The sequence below is a fragment of the Lentzea xinjiangensis genome, assembly GCF_900110955.1.
GTDB classification, from domain to species: Bacteria; Actinomycetota; Actinomycetes; order Mycobacteriales; family Pseudonocardiaceae; genus Lentzea; species Lentzea xinjiangensis.
In genome coordinates, this window is record NZ_FOFR01000001.1 from 946,754 (window position 1) to 965,261 (window position 18,508).

The window sequence follows — 18,508 nt, forward strand, 5'->3', positions numbered from 1 at the left end:
CGGCTCACACCGGGGCGAAGGTCGAGGCGATCGCGTCGAACAGGCGGACCCTGGCCTCGTCCTCCTGCTCGGTCGGCACGACGACCTCCACCACCCACAGGTCGTTGCGGTGGGGGAGGACCCGCGAGAAGTGCGACCTGCGCAACGCGGTGGGCTCGTCACCCTCGACCGTCTTGTAGACGAACTGGACGCCGTCCTCGAACCGCGGCCCCGCGAGGTTCGCCGTCGGCACCCGCTCGCCGCCGAAGAACCGGCTGGGCCACCGCGCCTGCACGCCCGCCACGTACGCCTTGATGTCGCGCTTCGGGTAGTAGTCGGGGAACCGCTGCACGGCCACCTCGTACGCGCCGCTCCCCGACACGAAGTGCACCACCGCCGAGGGCGGGAACTGCCGGTCGGCGGCGCGCTGCTCGGCGTAGACCGCCCAGCCCCGGTCGACGTTCAGCGTGAACTTGCCGCCCTGGTCGCCGATCGCCGTCACCGCCGAGGCGGTGCGCGGCTCCAGGGTCGCGGACGTGGGCAGGGTCGGCAGGACCGGCAGCGTCTGCTCGGTCGGCGGCAGCAGCGGCGCTCCCGCCGTCAGCCGGACCAGCGCGAACCCGCCGCCGGAGCCCGCCAGGAACAACAGGATGGCCCCGACGAGCACGAACGCGGTCGCGACCGGGCCCCGGCGGCCCCGTGGCGCCATCGGCTCGGTGACCGCGAACGGCAGCGGGCCGGGGTCGTCGGCCAGCGGCGCGTCCGGCTCGATCTTCGGCTTGGGCCGCACGACCACCGGCAACGGCACGGACTCGCGCACCTCGAACGCGTCCGTGCCCGGCTCCGGCAGCAGCGGGTAGACCTGCTTGCGCACGTCGACGAGCGACATCCGCTCGGCGGGGTCCTTGCGCATCAACCCGCTGATCACCGGCGCGAGCCGGCCGGCCCCCGCCGGCACCGGCACGTCGCCGTTGATCACCGCGTTGATGGTCTGCATGACGTTCTTGCCCACGTACGGCGGCTCGCCGGCCATCGCGGCCCACATCGTCGCGCCGAGCGACCACCGGTCCGCGGCCTCCGACACGTCACCGCCCTGCGCCACCTCGGGGGCGATGTAGGCGGGCGTGCCGAGCGTGATGCCGCGCGCGGTCATCGTCGCCTCGGCGACGTTGCGCGCGATGCCGAAGTCGGTGAGCTTGACCCGGCCGTCGTCCGCGATGAGCACGTTGCCGGGCTTCACGTCGCGGTGCGTGATGCCGGCCCGGTGTGCCGACGCCAGCGCCGCCGCGACCGCGTCCAGCACCGCCGCGCCCTGCTTCTCGGTGAGACAGCCCTGCTCCTGCAACACCTCGCCGAGACTGCGTGACGGCACCAGTTCCATCACGACGTACGGGTCGCCCTCGTGCTGGATGACGTCGTAGAGCGTCACGAGGTTCGGGTGGGAGAGCGCGGCGATGGCGCGTGCCTCGCGCATGGTGCGTTCGCGCAGCTGTTCGGCGTCGGCGTCGGGCATGCCGGGCGGCCGCAGGATCCCCTTCACCGCGACCTGCCTGCGCAGAACCTCGTCGTGAGCAGCCCAGACGGTGCCCATCGAGCCTTGACCGAGCAGGTGCAGCAGCCGATAACGAGCCGCGATCAACTGCTCCTGGTCACCGTTCTCCACCAACCTATTGTTCCTGACACACTGACTGCATCGTTAACGGCGGTGAACCTCACATAGCCGTCTCGGTACCGGTCGGTAACACTGCAACGCATGATGGAGTTGGCCTTGCCCGCCGAATTCCGCTCGAACGAGTTCCCGCCGGCGTCGAGGGAACAGTGGCGTGAGCTGGTCGACGCCGTCCTCGGCAAGACCGGCGCGAGCTTCGACTCGCTGGTCACGAGGACCTACGACGGCATCGAGCTCCAGCCGCTCTACACCCTCGAGGACGCGCCGCCCGTCCCGTACGCGCTCGCGCCGGTCAAGCAGGGCTGGGACGTCCGGCAGCGCCACGCCGTGCCCGACCCGGTCGCGGTGCTGAACGACCTGGAGGGCGGCGTCACCTCGTTGTGGCTCGCGTTGCCCGCAACTTCACTCGAACGGGTGTTGGACGGCGTCCACCTCGACCTCGCGCCGATCGTGCTCGACGGCGACGTCGAGGCGGCGCGCGCGATGCTGCGGATCTACGACCAGGCACCGGTGCTGGCCGACCAGGTGCGGGGCAACCTCGCCCTGGTGCCGTCCGGCGAGGCCATCGACGTCATCAGGCAGGCCCGGTCGTCGTTCCCCCACCTGCGGACCGTCGTCGTCGACGCGCTGCCGTTCCACGACGCGGGCGGCTCGGACTCCGAGGAGCTGGGCGCGTCCCTGGCGCTGGCCGTGGCGCACCTGCGCTCGCTCACGGAGGCGGGCCTGGGGGTGGCGGAGGCGTTCGGGCAGCTCGAGTTCCGCTACGCCGCCACCGCCGACCAGTTCACGACCATCGCGAAGCTGCGCGCCGCCCGCCGGTTGTGGGCGCGGGTCGCCGAGGTGTCCGGTGTCGACGTGCCGCAGGTGCAGCACGCCGTGACGTCGTCGGCGATGATGACCCGCCGCGACCCGTGGGTGAACATGCTGCGCACCACCGTGGCCACGCTCGCCGCCGGACTCGGCGGGGCCGACTCCGTGACGGTGCAGCCGTTCGACGCGGCCATCGGGCTGCCGGACGAGTTCGCGCGGCGGATCGCGCGCAACACGCAGAACCTGCTGCTGGAGGAGTCGCACCTCGGCGCGGTCATCGACCCGGCGGCCGGGTCCTGGTACGTGGAGAGGCTGACCGACGAGCTGGCCGTCGCCGCGTGGTCGTGGTTCCAGGAGATCGAACGGGCCGGTGGCGTCTTCCAGGCGCGTGAGCTGGTCGCCGTGCGGATCGCGGAGACGTGGGCGAAGCGGTCGGCGCGGCTGGCCGACCGCAGCGACCCGATCACCGGGGTCAGCGAGTTCCCGAACCTGGGCGAGAAGCCGGTGGTCCGCGAGCCCGCGAGCCGCGAGCCCGTCGGCCGCGAGCCCGTCGGAATCGATACCGACTCGCAGACCCCCAGAGGGGACGCGCCCCCCACTCCCATCATCTCAAGCGGGTCCGACAGTTTCGGGCTGCCGCGCGTCCGCTACGCCCAGGCCTTCGAGGAGCTGCGCGACCTCGCCGACGCCCAGCCCGAACGCCCGCAGGTCTTCCTCGCCACCCTCGGCCCGGTCGCCGCCCACACCGCGCGCGCCACCTTCGCCGCGAACCTCTTCAACGCGGGCGGGTTCGCCACCCCGGCCGCGGGCCCGACCAGGACGCCGCAGGACGTGGCGAGCCGGTTCCGGGAGTCGGGCGCGGAGATCGCGGTCCTGTGCGGCAGCGACTCCGGCTACGCCGAGCAGGCGGACCAGGTCGTCGAGGCGCTGCGTGCGGTCGGCGCGCGGCGGGTACTCCTCGCGGGCAGGAAACCCGACGCGGAGGTCGACGGTTTCGTCCACACCGGGTGCCCGGCGCTGGAGATCCTCACCGGCACCTTCGAGTTCCTCGGCATCACCGAACCCCAGGGAGCCCAGCGATGATCCCCAGCTTCGCGGACGTCGACCTCGGCCCGCTCCCGTCGGCGAAGTACGAGACGGACCTGCCGGCGTGGGAGACGCCGGAGGGCATCGCGGTCAAGCCGGTCTACGGACCGTCCGACGTGGACGGTCTGGACTTCCTGGAGACCTATCCCGGCGTCGCGCCCTTCCTGCGCGGCCCGTACCCGACGATGTACGTCAACCAGCCGTGGACCATCCGCCAGTACGCGGGTTTCTCCACGGCCGAGGAGTCGAACGCCTTCTACCGCCGCAACCTCGCGGCCGGGCAGAAGGGGCTGAGCGTCGCGTTCGACCTGGCGACGCACCGCGGTTACGACTCGGACCACCCGCGCGTGGCCGGTGACGTCGGCATGGCGGGTGTCGCGATCGACTCGATCTACGACATGCGAACGCTGTTCGACGGCATCCCGCTGGACAGGATGTCCGTGTCGATGACGATGAACGGCGCGGTGCTGCCGATCCTCGCCCTGTTCGTCGTGGCGGCGGAGGAGCAGGGGGTGAAGCCGGAGCAGCTCATGGGGACGATCCAGAACGACATCCTTAAGGAGTTCATGGTCCGCAACACCTACATCTACCCGCCGCAGCCGTCGATGCGGATCATCTCCGACATCTTCGGCTACACCTCGCGGCACATGCCGAAGTTCAACTCCATCTCGATCTCCGGCTACCACATGCAGGAGGCGGGGGCGACCGCCGACCTGGAGCTGGCGTACACGCTCGCCGACGGCGTGGAGTACCTCCGCGCCGGTCAGGCCGCCGGACTGGACGTGGACGCGTTCGCGCCGCGGCTCAGCTTCTTCTGGGCGATCGGCATGAACTTCTTCATGGAGATCGCCAAGATGCGGGCCGCGCGCCTGCTGTGGGCCAAGCTCGTGAACGGCTTCGGGCCCAAGAGCCAGAAGTCGCTGAGCCTGCGCACGCACTGCCAGACCTCCGGCTGGTCGCTGACGGCGCAGGACGTGTTCAACAACGTCGCGCGCACGTGCGTCGAGGCGATGGCCGCGACGCAGGGGCACACGCAGTCGTTGCACACCAACGCACTCGACGAGGCGCTGGCGCTGCCCACCGACTTCTCGGCGCGCATCGCCCGCAACACCCAGCTACTGCTCCAGCAGGAGTCCGGCACGACGCGCGTGATCGACCCGTGGGGCGGCAGCGCGTACGTGGAACGGCTCACCAAGGAGCTCGCCGCGAAGGCCTGGGGGCACATCACCGAGGTCGAGAAGGCCGGCGGCATGGCCCGCGCGATCGACGAGGGCCTGCCCAAGCTGCGCATCGAGGAGGCCGCCGCCCGCACGCAGGCGCGCATCGACTCCGGCCGGCAGCCCGTCATCGGCGTCAACAAGTACCTGGTCGACGCCGACGAGCAGATCGAGGTCCTCAAGGTCGACAACGCCGGTGTGCGGGCCCAGCAGCTCGAGAAGCTGCGCAGGCTCAGGGAGGAGCGCGACCAGTCCGCTGTGGACGGTGCGCTCGCGGCGCTGGCGAACGCGGCGCGCGGCGGCGGCAACCTGCTGGAGCTCGCGATCAACGCCGCCAGGGCCAAGGCCACGGTCGGCGAGATCTCCGAGTCGCTCGGCGAGGTGTGGGGCCGCCACTCCGCCCAGATCCGCACGATCACCGGTGTCTACCGGCAGGAGGTCGGCCAAGTGTCCAACGTGGACGCCTGCCGCGAGGTCGTCGAGGCGTTCGCGGCGGAGGAGGGACGCCGCCCGCGCATCCTGGTGGCCAAGATGGGCCAGGACGGCCACGACCGCGGCCAGAAGGTGATCGCCACGGCGTTCGCGGACCTCGGCTTCGACGTCGACGTCGGCCCGCTGTTCCAGACGCCGCAGGAGGTCGCGCGCCAGGCCACCGAGGCGGACGTGCACATCGTCGGCGTGTCCTCGCTCGCCGCCGGCCACCTCACCCTGGTGCCGGCTCTCCGGCAGGAGCTGAGCGAGCTCGGCCGCGACGACATCATGATCGTCGTCGGTGGCGTGATCCCGCCGCAGGACTTCGACGAGCTGTACGCGGCGGGCGCGGCGGCGATCTTCCCGCCCGGCACGGTGATCGCGGACGCGGCCAAGGACCTGCTGGTCAAGCTCGCCGACCAGCTCGGGCACCATGGGTAGTGCGCAGGCCGGTGGCCGGCGCGCCCCGGTGCTCGACGTCGCCGAGTACGCGAAGGGCGTCCTCGACGGCAACAGAGGGGTGCTCGCCAGGGCCATCACCCTGGTCGAGTCGACGCGCGCCGACCACCGGGCCAAGGCGCAGGAGCTGCTGGTCGAGCTGCTGCCGAAGTCGGGCAACGCGATCAGGGTGGGCATCACCGGCGTGCCCGGCGTGGGCAAGTCGACGTTCATCGACGCGCTCGGCACCATGCTGACCGAGAAGGGGCACCGGGTGGCGGTGCTCGCCGTCGACCCGTCCTCGACCCGCACCGGCGGCAGCATCCTGGGGGACAAGACGCGCATGTCGCGGCTGTCGGTGAACCAGGACGCGTTCATCAGGCCGTCGCCGACGTCCGGCACGCTCGGCGGTGTCGCGCAGGCCACCCGCGAGACGATCGTGCTGGTCGAGGCGGCGGGCTTCGACGTGGTGCTGGTCGAGACCGTCGGCGTCGGGCAGTCGGAGGTCGCCGTCGCGAACATGACGGACTGCTCGCTGTTCCTGACGCTGGCGCGCACCGGCGACCAGTTGCAGGGCATCAAGAAGGGCATCCTGGAGCTCGCGGACGTCATCGCGGTCAACAAGGCCGACGGCGAGCACGAGCTGGCCGCCCGCAAGGCCGCGCGCGAGCTGGCCGGCGCGCTGCGGCTGCTGCGGCCGCCGGACGCGGTGTGGCACCCGCCCGTGCTGACCTGTTCCGGCCTCACCGGAGCCGGTCTGGACGAGCTGTGGTCCCGAGTGCTGGAACACCGGTCGACCCTGCGGGAGGCCGGCGAACTGGACGAACGGCGGCGTCGCCAGCAGGTCGAGTGGACCTGGATGATGGTCCACGACGAGCTGTGGCGGCAGGTCCGCGAGAGCGCCGCCGTGCGCACGCTGGCGCCCTCGGTGGAGGAGAAGGTGAGGTCGGGAGAACTGACCGCCACCCTCGCCGCGGAGCAGCTCTTGCAGGCGTTCCAATCGGACTCACCGTAGGCACTTAGCTAGTTTGGGTGACCATCGAAGGTGGTATCCGGGGTACAGTTCACGGCATGTCGAGGTTGCTGCTGGCCTGGGTGTTCGCGCTGATGAGCGTTGTCGGGATCGCCGGCGTGGCGTCCGCGCAAGAGGCGGCGAACGCGCCCGCGGCCACGGCGCAGCAGACGGCCGTGAAGCCGGCTCCCAGCGTGGACGCGCCGCAGGAGCCGTCGCCCGAGGAGCGGGCGGAGACCAAGCGCAAGCTGTGGATCGGCGGCATCGCCGTGCTGCTGTTCGTGCTGGTGTATTACCGGAACAAGAAGCGGTGGACCGCGTGGCGCAAGGAACGCGCAGCCAAGAAGAAGTGAGGCTGCCGGGTAGCGGGGCTGATGCGCCGCGTCCCAGATGATGGGACGCGATAGTCAAAGTTAAGCGTATCTCTCGACCATTTGCGTCATCTTTGATCGGTCAGACCGAAACTCGCTCGCCGCTCGGCGCAGCGCTGCGACCGGCCGTCCGGTTGATCATCATCAGCGAGCTGCGTCCCACGGGTGGTGATGCAGGATGGTGGCAAATGGGTACCGACTTGAAGAGCAGCACACGTTCGACCGTCGAGCGGTACTCCGACGCGCTGCTGGACCTCTCGCACTCGATCCACGCCGAGCCTGAGCTGGCGTTCTCCGAGCACCGCAGCGCGGAGAAGATCAGCTCCCTGCTGGTGCGCGAGGGGTTCGAGGTCGACCGCGGTGTGGCCGGTCTCGACACGGCGTTCGTCGCCACCTTCGGTGACGGGGAGCTGGTGCTCGGGCTTTGCGCCGAGTACGACGCCCTGCCCGAGGTCGGGCACGCGTGCGGGCACAACGTCATCGCCGCCGCGTCGGTCGGCACCGCACTCGCTCTGCGTGACGTCGCCGACCGGCTGGGTGTCACCGTGAAGGTGATCGGAACTCCGGCCGAGGAGGTCGGCGGCGGCAAGGTGCTGATGCTGGAACGGGGCGTGTTCGACGACGTCTCGTTCTCGATGATGGTCCACCCCGCGCCGTACGAGTCGTGCGCCGCGAAGTCGCTGGCCATCACCGACCTCGAGGTCCACTACACGGGCAAGCCGTCCCACGCGGCCGCCGCCCCGCACCTGGGCGTCAACGCCGCGGACGCGGTGACGGTCGCGCAGATCTCGATCAGCCTGCTGCGGCAGCACCTCGAGCCGGGGCAGATGGTGACGGGCATCGTCACCAACGGCGGCACGGTGCCGAACGTAATACCCGCCCACGCGTCGGCGATGTTCGACGTGAGGGCGGAGAACCTGGAATCCCTGAAGCGCCTGGAGAACCGCATCCGGGACTGCTTTTCCGCCGGCGCGCTCGCGACCGGCTGCACCCATGAGGTCGAGCAGGTGTCACCGGTCTACGCCGAGCTGACTCCCGATCCGTGGCTCGCGGACGCCTACCGGCGTGCGGCCACCGAGCTGGGACGACGTCCGCTTTCGCCGGAGCAGGAGCAGCGAGAGAAGATCGGCAGCACCGACATGGGCAACGTGACAAGGGTGTTGCCCGCCATCCACCCGACCATCGCCATCGACTGCGGAGACGCGGTGAACCACCAAAAAGAGTTCGCGACCGCCTGTGCCTCGGCGTCGGCCGACCGTGCGCTGCTCGAAGGAGCACTTGCCATGGCTTGGACGACGATCGCGACAGCCACCGATTCCCGGCAGCGCGCACGGCTGCTGGCCCGCGGAGGAGCGGCATGACGGTTCTGGACTCCCGCCCATCGGGCTCCTCTGCCGTGCAGACGCCCACCGAGATGCTCGTCGGCCCCACCGGGGTGAGCATGTCTGGTGTGGATGATCTCGGAGAGGGCCGCGGACCCGCCTGGCTCGACGACTGGTTGAAGGTGCACGCCGGCGACGTCGTCGCCTGGCGGCGTCACATCCACTCCCACCCCGAGCTGTCCCGCCGCGAGTACAACACCACCGAACTGGTGGCCAAGCTGCTGCGCGAGGTCGGCCTCAAGCCGCGCGTGCTCCCCGGCGGCACCGGCCTGATCTGCGACATCGGCAGCGGCCCCCGCTGCGTGGCGCTGCGCGCGGACATGGACGCCCTCCCGCTGCCGGAGAACACCGGCCTGCCGTTCTCGTCCACTGTGGACGGTGTGTCGCACGCGTGCGGCCACGACGCCCACACGACGGTCCTGATCGGCACGGCGCTGGCGCTCGCCTCGGCCACCGAGCTCCCCGGCCGCGTCCGCCTGGTGTTCCAGCCGGCGGAGGAGGTCATGCCGGGCGGCGCGCTGGACGTGCTGGCCGCGGGCGGTCTCGACGGCGTGGAGCGGATCTTCGGCCTGCACTGCGACCCGCGGCTGCAGGTCGGCCGCATCGGCACGCGGATCGGCGCCATCACGTCGGCCTCCGACCTGCTGGAGCTGCGGCTCAACTCGCCGGGCGGCCACACGTCGCGCCCGCACCTGACCGCGGACCTGGTCCACGCCCTCGGCACGGTCATCACCGGCCTGCCGACGATGTTGTCCCGCCGCGTCGACCCGCGTTCCGGCACCGTCCTGGTGTGGGGCGCCGTCCACGCGGGTGAGGCGCCGAACGCCGTCCCGCAGGAGGGCCTGCTGCGCGGCACGCTGCGCACCGGCGACCGCGACATCTGGGCCGAGCTGGAGCCGCTGGTCAAGGACCTCGTCACCGGGCTGCTGGCCCCGACGGGCGTCGGCTTCGACCTGCACCACCGCCGCGGCGTGCCGCCGGTGGTGAACGAGCGGGAGTCGACGCAGATCATGCGCGCCGGCATCGAGGCCGCGCTGGGCGACGACGCGCTGGCGGGCACCGAGCAGTCCTCCGGCGGCGAGGACTTCGGCTGGTACCTGGAGCACGTGCCGGGCTCGTTCGCGCGCCTCGGCGTGTGGAACGGCCAGGAGAAGCAGCGCGACCTGCACCAGCCGACGTTCGACCTGGACGAGCGCGCGCTCCTCGTGGGTGTCCGCGTCATGGTCCACACGGCGCTGGCCGCACTGGCCTGATCGTCCGCCGGTGATCCCCGGGCAGTTCTGCTGCCCGGGGCCCGCGTGATCAGATCAGCGCGGCGTCACGTCGACGAGCGGACCGGTCCGATCATGCCTCCAGCATGCGGAATCAGCTCACGGGCTCGGCCAACTGCGGCCGCGCTTCCGGCGCCGCGGCGCGCACGGCGTCCGCCGCCTGGTCGTCCGGCTTCGTCTGCGACGTGCGCTCGGCCTCCACGCGGGCGTTGTAGACCTCGACCTCGCGCTTGATCGTCTCCTCGTCCCAGCCGAGGACCGGCGCGATCAGCCGGGCGACCGCCTCCGACGACTCGACGCCGCGGTGGGCGTACTCGATGGAGATGCGGGTGCGTCGCGTCAGCACGTCCTCCAGGTGCATCGCGCCCTCGTGCGAGACCGCGTACACCGCCTCGACCTGGAGGTAGTCCGGCGACGCCGGGATCGGCCTGAGCAGCTCGGGGTTGTCGGCGGCGAGCGAGAGCACCTCGTGCACCAGCGAGCCGTAGCGGTCCAGCAGGTGCCGGACGCGGTACGGGTGCAGCCCGTGCTTGGCCGCGAGCTGGTCGGCCTGGTTGACCAGCGCGTGGTAGCCGTCGGCGCCGACCAGCGGCACCTTGTCCGTGATCGACGGCTGGATCCGGCCGGGCAGGTCCACGTGCGCCGCGTCGACGGCGTCCGCGCCCATCACCCGGTACGTCGTGTACTTGCCGCCGGCGATCGCCACCAGGCCCGGCGCCACCCTGGCCACCGCGTGCTCGCGCGACAGCTTCGACGTCGAGTCCGACTCGCCCGCGAGCAACGGCCGCAGGCCCGCGTAGACGCCCTCGATGTCGTCGTGCGTCAACGGCGTCGCCAGCACCGAGTTCACGTGTTCGAGGATGTAGTCGATGTCGTGCTTGGTCGCCGCCGGGTGCGCGAGGTCGAGGTTCCAGTCGGTGTCCGTGGTGCCGACGATCCAGTGGTTGCGCCAGGGGATCACGAACAGCACCGACTTCTCGGTGCGCAGGATCATCCCGGCCTCGGCGACGATCCGGTCGCGCGGGACGACGATGTGCACGCCCTTCGAGGCGCGGACGCGGAACCGCCCGCGCGAGCCGGAGAGCCGCTGGAGCTCGTCGGTCCACACACCGGTCGCGTTGATCACGGCGTGGGCTCGCACGTCGACCTCGCGGCCGTCCTCGACGTCGCGCACGCGCACGCCGGAGACGCGGTCGGCCTCGCGCAGGAACTCGACGACCTGGGTCGACGTGCGCACCACCGCGCCGTAGTGGGCGGCGGTGCGGCCCACCATCATCGTGTGGCGGGCGTCGTCGGCCTGGGCGTCGTAGTAGCGGATGCCGCCGATCAACGCGTCGCGCTTCAGCGCCGGGACCAGCCGGAGCGCGCCCGCGCGGGTGAGGTGCTTCTGCCCCGGCACGGACCGGGCGCCGCCCATCGTGTCGTAGAGGAACAGGCCGGCGGCCGTGTACGGGCGCTCCCACAGCCGGTTCGCGAGCGGGTAGAGGAACGCGACCGGCTTCACCAGGTGGGGCGCGATCCGCGTCAGCATCAGCTCGCGTTCGCGCAGTGCCTCGCGGACCAGGCCGAACTCGAGCTGCTCCAGGTACCGCAGACCGCCGTGGAAGAGCTTGGACGACCGGCTCGACGTGCCCGACGCGAGGTCGCGGGCCTCGACGAGGGCCACCCGCAGCCCGCGCGTCGCCGCGTCGAGCGCCGCGCCCACGCCGACCACGCCACCGCCGACCACGACGACGTCGAACGTCTCCGCCCCCAGCCGCTGCCACGACTCCTCGCGCTCGGCGGGCCCCAGCCTGCCGGTGATCGGAGGTTCGGCATGGGTGTGCGGTGCTGAATCTGCGTTCCTGCGCGTGGCCACGGTAAACGCCTCCCTGTGACGACTCGCGGATCACGTTACCTGCAGCAACGGTCCCGCGCCCACGGGCGCGGAGCCGGCGTCGCCGCGCCCCGGAACCGCTCATGCGACCGCACTTGGCATGGACAACTGATCAGCGCGGTAATAGCGTCCCAGCACGTTGTAGGCGGGCAGCGCGGCCCTGACCTCGGGCTCGCGCGCTCTCCTGGAAGCCGCAAGCAGGGGAGGTCGGCGATGAGCGCAGGCTCGATCTTCGTCTGGGAGATGCTGGGGACCGCGGTCCTCATCCTCCTGGGCACCGGTGTCGTCGCGAACCAGGTGCTCAAGAACACGCTCGGCAACAGCACCGGGTTCCTGTTCGTCAACGTCGGCTGGGCCTTCGCCGTCTTCACCGGCGCGAGCATCGCCAACCCGAGCGGGGCGCACCTGAACCCCGCCGTCACGTTGGGGCTCGCGATCGCGGACAAGACGCCGTGGGGCGATGTTCCCGTCTACGTCCTCGGTCAGATGGTCGGCGCCGTCATCGGCGCGATGCTCTGCTGGGCGACGTACAAGCTCCAGTTCGACACGCACGACGAGCCGCAGAACACGCTCGGCATCTTCTCCACCGGCCCGACCGTGCCGAACGCGCCGTGGAACCTCGTCTCCGAGATCATCGGCACGTTCGTGCTCGTCGTGTGGATCCTGCTGTCGCCGGGCGCGAAGGAGACGGCCGACGGCGTTCCGCAGTTCGGCAACTCGGCGCTCGGGTACGCGGCCGTCGCGTTCGTCGTGCTGGTGATCGGAACCTCGCTCGGTGGCCCGACCGGCTACGCGATCAACCCGGCGCGCGACCTCGGTCCGCGCATCGCCTACGCCTTCCTGATGCCGATCCGCAACAAGGGCAACGCGAACTGGAGCTACTCCTGGGTCCCCGTCGTGGGCCCGCTCGTGGGTGGCGCGCTCGCCGCGTTGCTCTACCTGGTTCTCCCGGTCTGAAAGGACTCCTCGCATGACGCAGTACGTGGCGGCGATCGACCAGGGCACCACGTCGACCCGGTGCATGATCTTCGACCACTCCGGCCGGGTGGTCTCGGTGGACCAGAAGGAGCACGAGCAGATCTTCCCGAGGGCGGGCTGGGTCGAGCACGACCCGAAGGAGGTCTGGCAGAACACCCGCCAGGTCGCCGCCGGCGCGCTCGCGAAGGCGGATCTGTCCACTTCGGACATCGCGGCGGTGGGCATCACCAACCAGCGCGAGACCGCGCTGGTGTGGGACCGCCACACCGGCGAGCCCGTCTACAACGCGATCGTGTGGCAGGACACCCGCACCGACCGGATCGTGCAGGAGCTGGGTGCGCTGGGCGGTGGGCAGGAGCGCTACCGCGCCAAGGTCGGGCTGCCGCTGGCCACCTACTTCTCCGGGCCCAAGGTCCGCTGGATCCTCGACAACGTCGAGGGCGCGCGGGAGAGGGCCGAGGCTGGCGACCTGCTGTTCGGCAACATGGACACGTGGGTGCTGTGGAACATGACGGGCGGCACCAGCGGTGGCGTGCACGTCACCGACCCGACGAACGCTTCCCGCACCATGCTGATGGACCTCGACACGTTGCAGTGGGACGCCTCGATCGCCGAGGACATGGGCATTCCGATGTCGATGCTGCCGGAGATCCGGTCCTCCTCGGAGGTCTACGGCCAGGTGCGCGAACGCGGCGCGCTCGCCGGTGTGCCGATCGCCGGCATCCTCGGTGACCAGCAGGCCGCGACGTTCGGCCAGGCCTGCCTGTCGCCGGGCGAGGCCAAGAACACCTACGGCACCGGCAACTTCATGCTGCTCAACACCGGCACCGAGAAGGTGATGAGCGAGAACGGCCTGCTCACCACCGTCTGCTACAAGATCGGCGACGACGCGCCCGTCTACGCGCTGGAGGGCTCGATCGCGGTCACCGGCTCGCTGGTGCAGTGGCTGCGCGACAACCTCGGCATGATCTCCTCGGCCGCGGAGATCGAGGAGCACGCCCGTTCGGTGGAGGACAACGGTGGCGCGTACTTCGTGCCCGCGTTCTCCGGTCTTTTCGCGCCGTACTGGCGTTCCGACGCCCGTGGCGCGATCGTCGGCCTGACGCGGTTCGTGAACAAGGGCCACCTCGCGCGGGCCGTGCTGGAGGCGACCGCGTTCCAGACCCGCGAGGTGCTCGACGCGATGAACGCCGACTCCGGTGTGGACCTGAAGGCGCTGAAGGTCGACGGCGGCATGGTCGTGAACGAGCTGCTGATGCAGTTCCAGGCCGACATCCTCGGCGTGCCGGTGATCAGGCCGGTGGTGGCGGAGACCACCGCGCTCGGCGCCGCCTACGCGGCGGGCCTCGCGGTCGGGTTCTGGGAGACCGAGGACGACATCCGCCAGAACTGGGCGCAGGACAAGCAGTGGGAGCCGCGGATGGAGCCCGAGCGCCGCGCCTCGGAGTACGCGAACTGGAAGAAGGCCGTCACGAAGACCTTCGACTGGGTGGAGGACTGAGCCTTCCGCCGCTGCTCCCGCAGACGGCGGCGAGCTCGCCCTCGGTCGAACTCGCGTCAGGGGGTGCCGATCACCGGCCGGTTGAGGGCGAGCTCGCGTTATTGGGCGGGGACTGCGTGCACGATCACGTTGTCGCGGGTGCCACACGTGATCAGCCGCAGTCCCTCCTCCTTCTCGTCCCGCGCGACGGCCTCCGCGAAGAAGTCGTCGCGGATGATCCTCTCTGTGCGGCCCACGGTGAAGCGGGCCAGTGAACCGTCCTTCTTGGACACTTCGACGACGTCGCCCTGCCGCAGGTCGTTCAACCGGTAGAAGACGCCCCTGGCCTCGTTGCTCTCGATGCGCCCGACGATGATCCACTGCTTCGGGTGGAGCCGGTGCCACCCCGCCTGCATGCCCTCGTTGACCGGCGGCATCTGCACGACTCCCTGCGGGTCGAGCCCGAGTGCCACCAACGACGACCGCACGCCGATCCGCTCGATCCTGAGCTCCATCGGGTCGGAGCTGCCGAGCGGCGAGACCACCGGTGGCGGAGCGACCTCGCTCGTCGCCGCCGGCGGCTTCGGTGCCGGGCCCTGCGAACAGGCGGTGGCGGCCAGCGCCACGCTCAGCACCGCGATCAAGACACGAGTCCCCACGGACCTATTGACGCACATCCGGTGGCCCGGTGGCCCGTTCTGCCGAGATTGATCAAGAACCGGTACGCGTCCCGGTCGCGGTCCCCACCGGGAACCGCACGCCGGTGAGGTCCTCCGAGACGGCCCAAAGGCGTTGCTGCACGGTGAGGTCGTAGGAATCGGGGCTGGAGGCGACCAGTTCCGGAAGACCGCGCACCTCGCCGATGCCGCCGGGGCCGTAGTACTGCCCGCCGAGGACGGACGGATCGGTGGCGGCCCGCAGGGTGGGCAGCGCGCCCGCCGCGGCGGGCTGGGTGATCATCGGGGCGAGCCAGGTGAGCGGCCCGCGGAAGATCGCCGGGGTGTTGCGGGTCAGCTCGGTGTTGGAGACGCCGGGGTGGGCGGCCACCGCGGTGGTGGTGCCGTGCGGGGCGAGCCTGCGCTGCAGCTCGTAGGTGAACATCAGGTTGGCGAGCCTCGACTGGCCGTAGGCGCCCGCCCGGCTGTAAGAGCGCTCCCACTGGAGGTCGTCGAAGTGGATGGCGGCGCGGATGCGGTGGCCGGTGCTGCTGACCGTGACCACCCTGGAGCCCGGCACGGGCAGCATCAGGTCGAGCAGCAGCCCGGTGAGGGCGAAGTGGCCGAGGTGGTTGGTGCCGAACTGCATCTCGAAGCCGTCGCGGGTGGTCTGCTTCGGGGTGTACATCACGCCCGCGTTGTTGATCAGCAGGTCGATCTGCGGGTGGGCGGCGCGCAGGTCCGCCGCGGCGGCGCGCACCGATGCCAGCGAGGTGAGGTCCAGTTCCTGCACGGAGACGTCGCCGTCGATCCTGGCGGCGGCCAGCTCGCCCTTCTTCGCGTCGCGCACGGCCAGCACGACCGACGCGCCGCGCTCGGCGAGCCGCCGGGCGGTCTCGAAGCCCAGTCCGGTGTTGGCGCCGGTGATCACGGCCACCCGGCCGTCCTGGCGCGGGATCTGCTGCTCGGTCCACTTCATGTCGGGCTCCTTGGGTACCGCCGGTAACTTATGATGGGGACGTTAATGTACCGCCGGTACCATGTCAAGGTACCGGCGGTACCCGAGCTAGGGTTGGGGTCATGACGTTCCAGCGGGCGCGCAGCGAGGAGCAGCGCGAGCTCCGGCGGCGGGCGATCCTGGACACGACCTCGGCGATGCTCGACGAGATGCCGGTGGCCGAGGTGACCCTGAACGAGCTGAGCAGGCGGGTCGGCCTGGCCAAGACGGCGGTGCTGCGCTACTTCGAGTCCCGCGAGGCGGTGCTGCTCGACCTGATGGACCAGCGGACGGCCGTCTGGCTGGTGGAGCTGGAGCGGGAGCTGGCCGCCGGTGCGGACCCCTGCCTGTCCGCGGTGCAACGGGCGGAACGGACGGCCGACGTGCTCAGCCGCTCGCTCGCCGCCCGCACGGTGCTCTGCGACCTCTACGGCGCGCAGGGCGGAGTGCTCGAGCACAACGTCTCGGTCGAGGCCGTCCGGCGGCACAAGCGGGCGTCACTGGACAACCTCGCGGTGATGGCCGGTCTCGTCCGGCGGCACCTGCCGGAGATCGGCGACCAGGCCGAGACGTTCTGCCTGCACGTCCTGCTGGTGGCCGGCGCGCTGTCGGCCTACAGCTCACCGCCGCCGAGCCTGCTCGCCGTCTACGAGTCGGAGCCGGAGCTCGCGGTCCACCGCGTCGACCTGCGCCCTGCCCTGCGGCTCTCGATCATCACGTCGCTCGTGGGCATGCTGCCGCGGTCCTGAACCCGGAACGAACGCGTGCCCCGGACACGTCGGTGTCCGGGGCACGGTCGTGCGTGGTGGGGCTAGTCGAGGTCGTCGTGGCGCATCAGCTGGCGCCCTGCCTCGGTGATGGAACCCGACAGCGACGGGTACACCGAGAACGTCGTGGCGAGGTGCTCGACGGTGAGCTGGTTCTGCACGGCCAGCGCGATCGGCAGGATCAGCTCGCTCGCGTTCGGCGCGACGACCACACCGCCGATGACGACACCCGTGGCCGGGCGGCAGAACAGCTTCACGAAACCGCGGCGCAGACCCTCCATCTTGGAGCGCGGGTTCGTGGCCAGCGGCAGCATGATCGTGCGCGCGGGCACCTCACCCGAGTCGATCGCCTGCTGGCTGATGCCGACGCTCGCGATCTCGGGGTTGGTGAAGACGTTCGCGGCGACGGTCTTGAGCTTGATCGGGCTGACGCCCTCGCCCAGCGCGTGCCACATCGCGATGCGGCCCTGCATGGCGGCCACGGACGCGAGCAGCAGCACACCGGTGCAGTCGCCCGCCGCGTAGACGCCGCTGACGTTGGTCCGGCTGACCCGGTCGACGGGGATGTAGCCGCCGCGGCCGAGCTCGATGCCGATCTTCTCGAGGCCGATGTCGTTGGTGTTCGGCACCGAACCGACGGTCATCAGGGCGTGCGACGCCTCGATCGTGCGACCGTCTTCCAGGTGGATCAGCACACCGTCACCGGTGTTCTCCACCCGGTCCGCGCGGGCGTGCTTGACGACGGCCGTGCCGCGCTCGGCGAACACGTCCTCCAGCACCACGGCCGCGTCGGCGTCCTCGTGGGGGAGCACGCGGTCCCGGCTGGAGACCATCGTCACCTTCACGCCCATCTCGGTGTAGGCGCTCGCGAACTCGACACCGGTGACGCCGGAACCGATCACGGCGAGGTGTTCGGGCAGCTCGGGCAGGTCGTAGATCTGCCGCCAGGTGAGGACGCGCTTGCCGTCGGGCTCCGCGCCCGGCAGCACGCGCGGCGTGGCGCCCGTTGCGATGAGCACCACATCGGCGTCGAGGATCTCCTCGCTGCCGTCCGCGCCGATGGCGACGACCTGGTGCTGCGCGAGCCCGCGGGCGCCGTCCGCGAACTTCGCGCGCCCGTTGACGAGCCGCACGCCTTCGCGCTGCAACCGCGCCCGCACGTCCGCGGACTGCGCCAGAGCGAGGCCCTTCACCCGTCCGTGGACAACCGGCAGGTCGACGGCAGCGTGCTCGTTGTTGGTCTGGATGCCCAGCTCACCGGCGTTGCGGAAGGCGCTCCGAGCGCCCGCGGAGGCGATGAACGTCTTCGACGGCACGCAGTCGTACAGCACGCACGCGCCACCGGCCCCGTCGTTCTCCACCACGGTCACGTCGGCGCCGTGCTGCGCCGCGACCAGAGCTGCCTCGTAACCTGCGGGTCCGCCGCCCATGATGACGATGCGGGTCACGATCAGTTCCCTTCTGCGCGCTTGCTGGCCGGCACAACCGTACGCGTTGGCCGAAACGCCCGCGTCGTCAGTACCGAAAGCTGATCGTCGGGTCGCTACGCTGTCGGACGTGCCGCTCTATGCCGCGTACGGGTCGAACATGGATCCGAACCAGATGATGGAGCGAGCCCCGTACTCCCCGCTCGCGGGGACCGGCTGGCTCGTCGGTTGGCGTCTGACGTTCGGTGGCGAGGACCTCGGCTGGGAAGGCGCCCTCGCGACGATCGTCGAGGAGCCCGACCAGCAGACGTTCTGCGTGCTCTACGACGTCTCACCGCGCGATGAGTCGCGCCTCGACCGGTGGGAGGGCGCACTCGGTCTCTACAAGAAGATCCGGCTGCGCGTGCAGACCCTCGAGGGCTCCGTGGTGGCGTGGCTCTACGTGCTCGACGCCTACGAGGGCGGGCTGCCCTCCGCCCGGTACATCGGGGTGGTCGCCGACGCGGCCGAGGCCGCCGGGGCGCCGGACGACTACGTGAACGACCTGCGGACGCGGCCCTGTCAGGGGATCGGGCCCTGATCCTGGCTGGGTGAGGTGGTCGGCCCGGGCTGGGCGGCTGC

General features: G+C 70.8%; 15 protein-coding genes. 10 read left to right on the top strand and 5 right to left on the bottom strand.

All coding sequences use genetic code 11. The annotated features are described in order from the left end of the window. Positions 1-4: 4 nt before the first annotated feature. The gene (locus BMW88_RS04850) at positions 5-1,642 is read right to left on the bottom strand and encodes a serine/threonine-protein kinase (RefSeq protein WP_089949283.1); all 1,638 of its coding nucleotides are present in this window, start codon (positions 1,640-1,642) and stop codon (positions 5-7) included. Between the two features lie 90 nt (positions 1,643-1,732). Between BMW88_RS04850 and BMW88_RS04855 the strand changes: the two genes are divergently transcribed. The 6 genes from BMW88_RS04855 (at position 1,733) to BMW88_RS04880 (ending at position 9,688) form a co-directional block, all read left to right on the top strand. Further along, positions 1,733-3,541, top strand: a complete 1,809-nt coding sequence (locus BMW88_RS04855) for a methylmalonyl-CoA mutase family protein (RefSeq protein WP_089949284.1) — start codon at positions 1,733-1,735, stop codon at positions 3,539-3,541. After that, positions 3,538-5,673, top strand: coding sequence for a methylmalonyl-CoA mutase (gene scpA / locus BMW88_RS04860; RefSeq protein WP_089949285.1), 2,136 nt, complete (start codon positions 3,538-3,540; stop codon positions 5,671-5,673). The genes BMW88_RS04855 and scpA overlap by 4 nt, the downstream gene beginning before the upstream one ends. After that, a complete protein-coding gene (gene meaB / locus BMW88_RS04865) occupies positions 5,666-6,685 on the top strand; it encodes a methylmalonyl Co-A mutase-associated GTPase MeaB (RefSeq protein WP_089949286.1) in 1,020 nt (339 codons plus the stop codon). The genes scpA and meaB overlap by 8 nt, the downstream gene beginning before the upstream one ends. A 56-nt stretch (positions 6,686-6,741) precedes the next feature. Then, positions 6,742-7,035: a hypothetical protein gene (locus BMW88_RS04870; RefSeq protein WP_089949287.1), complete on the top strand. Its 294-nt coding sequence runs from the start codon at positions 6,742-6,744 to the stop codon at positions 7,033-7,035. Between the two features lie 206 nt (positions 7,036-7,241). Continuing rightward, positions 7,242-8,414 (top strand): M20 family metallopeptidase, encoded by a 1,173-nt coding sequence (locus tag BMW88_RS04875; RefSeq protein ID WP_089949288.1) that lies wholly within the window; start codon positions 7,242-7,244, stop codon positions 8,412-8,414. Further along, a complete protein-coding gene (locus tag BMW88_RS04880; protein ID WP_089949289.1) occupies positions 8,411-9,688 on the top strand; it encodes a M20 family metallopeptidase in 1,278 nt (425 codons plus the stop codon). Before BMW88_RS04875 ends, BMW88_RS04880 begins: the two co-directional genes overlap by 4 nt. Positions 9,689-9,800: 112 nt before the next feature. On the opposite strand, the gene glpD is transcribed toward BMW88_RS04880, so the two are convergent. Then, a complete protein-coding gene (glpD, locus tag BMW88_RS04885; RefSeq protein WP_089949479.1) occupies positions 9,801-11,510 on the bottom strand; it encodes a glycerol-3-phosphate dehydrogenase in 1,710 nt (569 codons plus the stop codon). Between the two features lie 285 nt (positions 11,511-11,795). Here glpD and BMW88_RS04890 point away from each other — a divergent pair, with 285 nt between their 5' ends. Both BMW88_RS04890 and glpK read left to right on the top strand, forming a co-directional pair. Further along, on the top strand, positions 11,796-12,539 hold the full coding sequence (locus BMW88_RS04890) for an MIP/aquaporin family protein (RefSeq protein ID WP_177220942.1): 744 nt from the start codon (positions 11,796-11,798) through the stop codon (positions 12,537-12,539). 13 nt (positions 12,540-12,552) lie between these two features. Then, positions 12,553-14,061 carry a glycerol kinase GlpK gene (gene glpK / locus BMW88_RS04895; RefSeq protein WP_089949290.1) on the top strand — a complete coding sequence of 503 codons (1,509 nt, stop codon included), beginning with the start codon at positions 12,553-12,555 and terminating at the stop codon, positions 14,059-14,061. A gap of 98 nt (positions 14,062-14,159) precedes the next feature. Here glpK and BMW88_RS04900 read toward each other — a convergent pair whose 3' ends face one another. Both BMW88_RS04900 and BMW88_RS04905 read right to left on the bottom strand, forming a co-directional pair. Beyond that, entirely contained in the window at positions 14,160-14,699 is a 540-nt protein-coding gene (locus BMW88_RS04900; protein ID WP_177220943.1) for a sortase domain-containing protein, read from the bottom strand. A 52-nt stretch (positions 14,700-14,751) separates the two neighbouring features. Next, complete coding sequence (locus BMW88_RS04905) at positions 14,752-15,675, bottom strand: SDR family NAD(P)-dependent oxidoreductase (RefSeq protein WP_089949292.1); 924 nt, start codon at positions 15,673-15,675, stop codon at positions 14,752-14,754. Positions 15,676-15,776: 101 nt separating this feature from the next. Here BMW88_RS04905 and BMW88_RS04910 point away from each other — a divergent pair, with 101 nt between their 5' ends. After that, the gene (locus BMW88_RS04910; protein ID WP_089949293.1) at positions 15,777-16,442 is read left to right on the top strand and encodes a TetR/AcrR family transcriptional regulator; all 666 of its coding nucleotides are present in this window, start codon (positions 15,777-15,779) and stop codon (positions 16,440-16,442) included. A gap of 62 nt (positions 16,443-16,504) precedes the next feature. Here BMW88_RS04910 and BMW88_RS04915 read toward each other — a convergent pair whose 3' ends face one another. After that, positions 16,505-17,908, bottom strand: a complete 1,404-nt coding sequence (locus BMW88_RS04915) for an NAD(P)H-quinone dehydrogenase (RefSeq protein ID WP_089949294.1) — start codon at positions 17,906-17,908, stop codon at positions 16,505-16,507. 109 nt (positions 17,909-18,017) lie between these two features. On the opposite strand from BMW88_RS04915, the gene BMW88_RS04920 reads away from it, so the two are divergent. Next, positions 18,018-18,467, top strand: coding sequence for a gamma-glutamylcyclotransferase family protein (locus BMW88_RS04920; RefSeq protein WP_045317832.1), 450 nt, complete (start codon positions 18,018-18,020; stop codon positions 18,465-18,467). Positions 18,468-18,508 lie beyond the last annotated feature (41 nt).

What these genes read in the sequence shown, in the direction of transcription:
- BMW88_RS04855 (WP_089949284.1), top strand. Translation starts at nt 1,733, where the DNA reads ATGATGGAGTTGGCCTTGCCCGCCGAATTCCGCTCGAACGAGTTCCCG.
- scpA (WP_089949285.1), top strand. Translation starts at nt 3,538, where the DNA reads ATGATCCCCAGCTTCGCGGACGTCGACCTCGGCCCGCTCCCGTCGGCG.
- meaB (WP_089949286.1), top strand. Translation starts at nt 5,666, where the DNA reads ATGGGTAGTGCGCAGGCCGGTGGCCGGCGCGCCCCGGTGCTCGACGTC.
- BMW88_RS04870 (WP_089949287.1), top strand. Translation starts at nt 6,742, where the DNA reads ATGTCGAGGTTGCTGCTGGCCTGGGTGTTCGCGCTGATGAGCGTTGTC.
- BMW88_RS04875 (WP_089949288.1), top strand. Translation starts at nt 7,242, where the DNA reads ATGGGTACCGACTTGAAGAGCAGCACACGTTCGACCGTCGAGCGGTAC.
- BMW88_RS04880 (WP_089949289.1), top strand. Translation starts at nt 8,411, where the DNA reads ATGACGGTTCTGGACTCCCGCCCATCGGGCTCCTCTGCCGTGCAGACG.
- BMW88_RS04890 (WP_177220942.1), top strand. Translation starts at nt 11,796, where the DNA reads ATGAGCGCAGGCTCGATCTTCGTCTGGGAGATGCTGGGGACCGCGGTC.
- glpK (WP_089949290.1), top strand. Translation starts at nt 12,553, where the DNA reads ATGACGCAGTACGTGGCGGCGATCGACCAGGGCACCACGTCGACCCGG.
- BMW88_RS04905 (WP_089949292.1), bottom strand. Translation starts at nt 15,675, where the DNA reads ATGAAGTGGACCGAGCAGCAGATCCCGCGCCAGGACGGCCGGGTGGCC.
- BMW88_RS04910 (WP_089949293.1), top strand. Translation starts at nt 15,777, where the DNA reads ATGACGTTCCAGCGGGCGCGCAGCGAGGAGCAGCGCGAGCTCCGGCGG.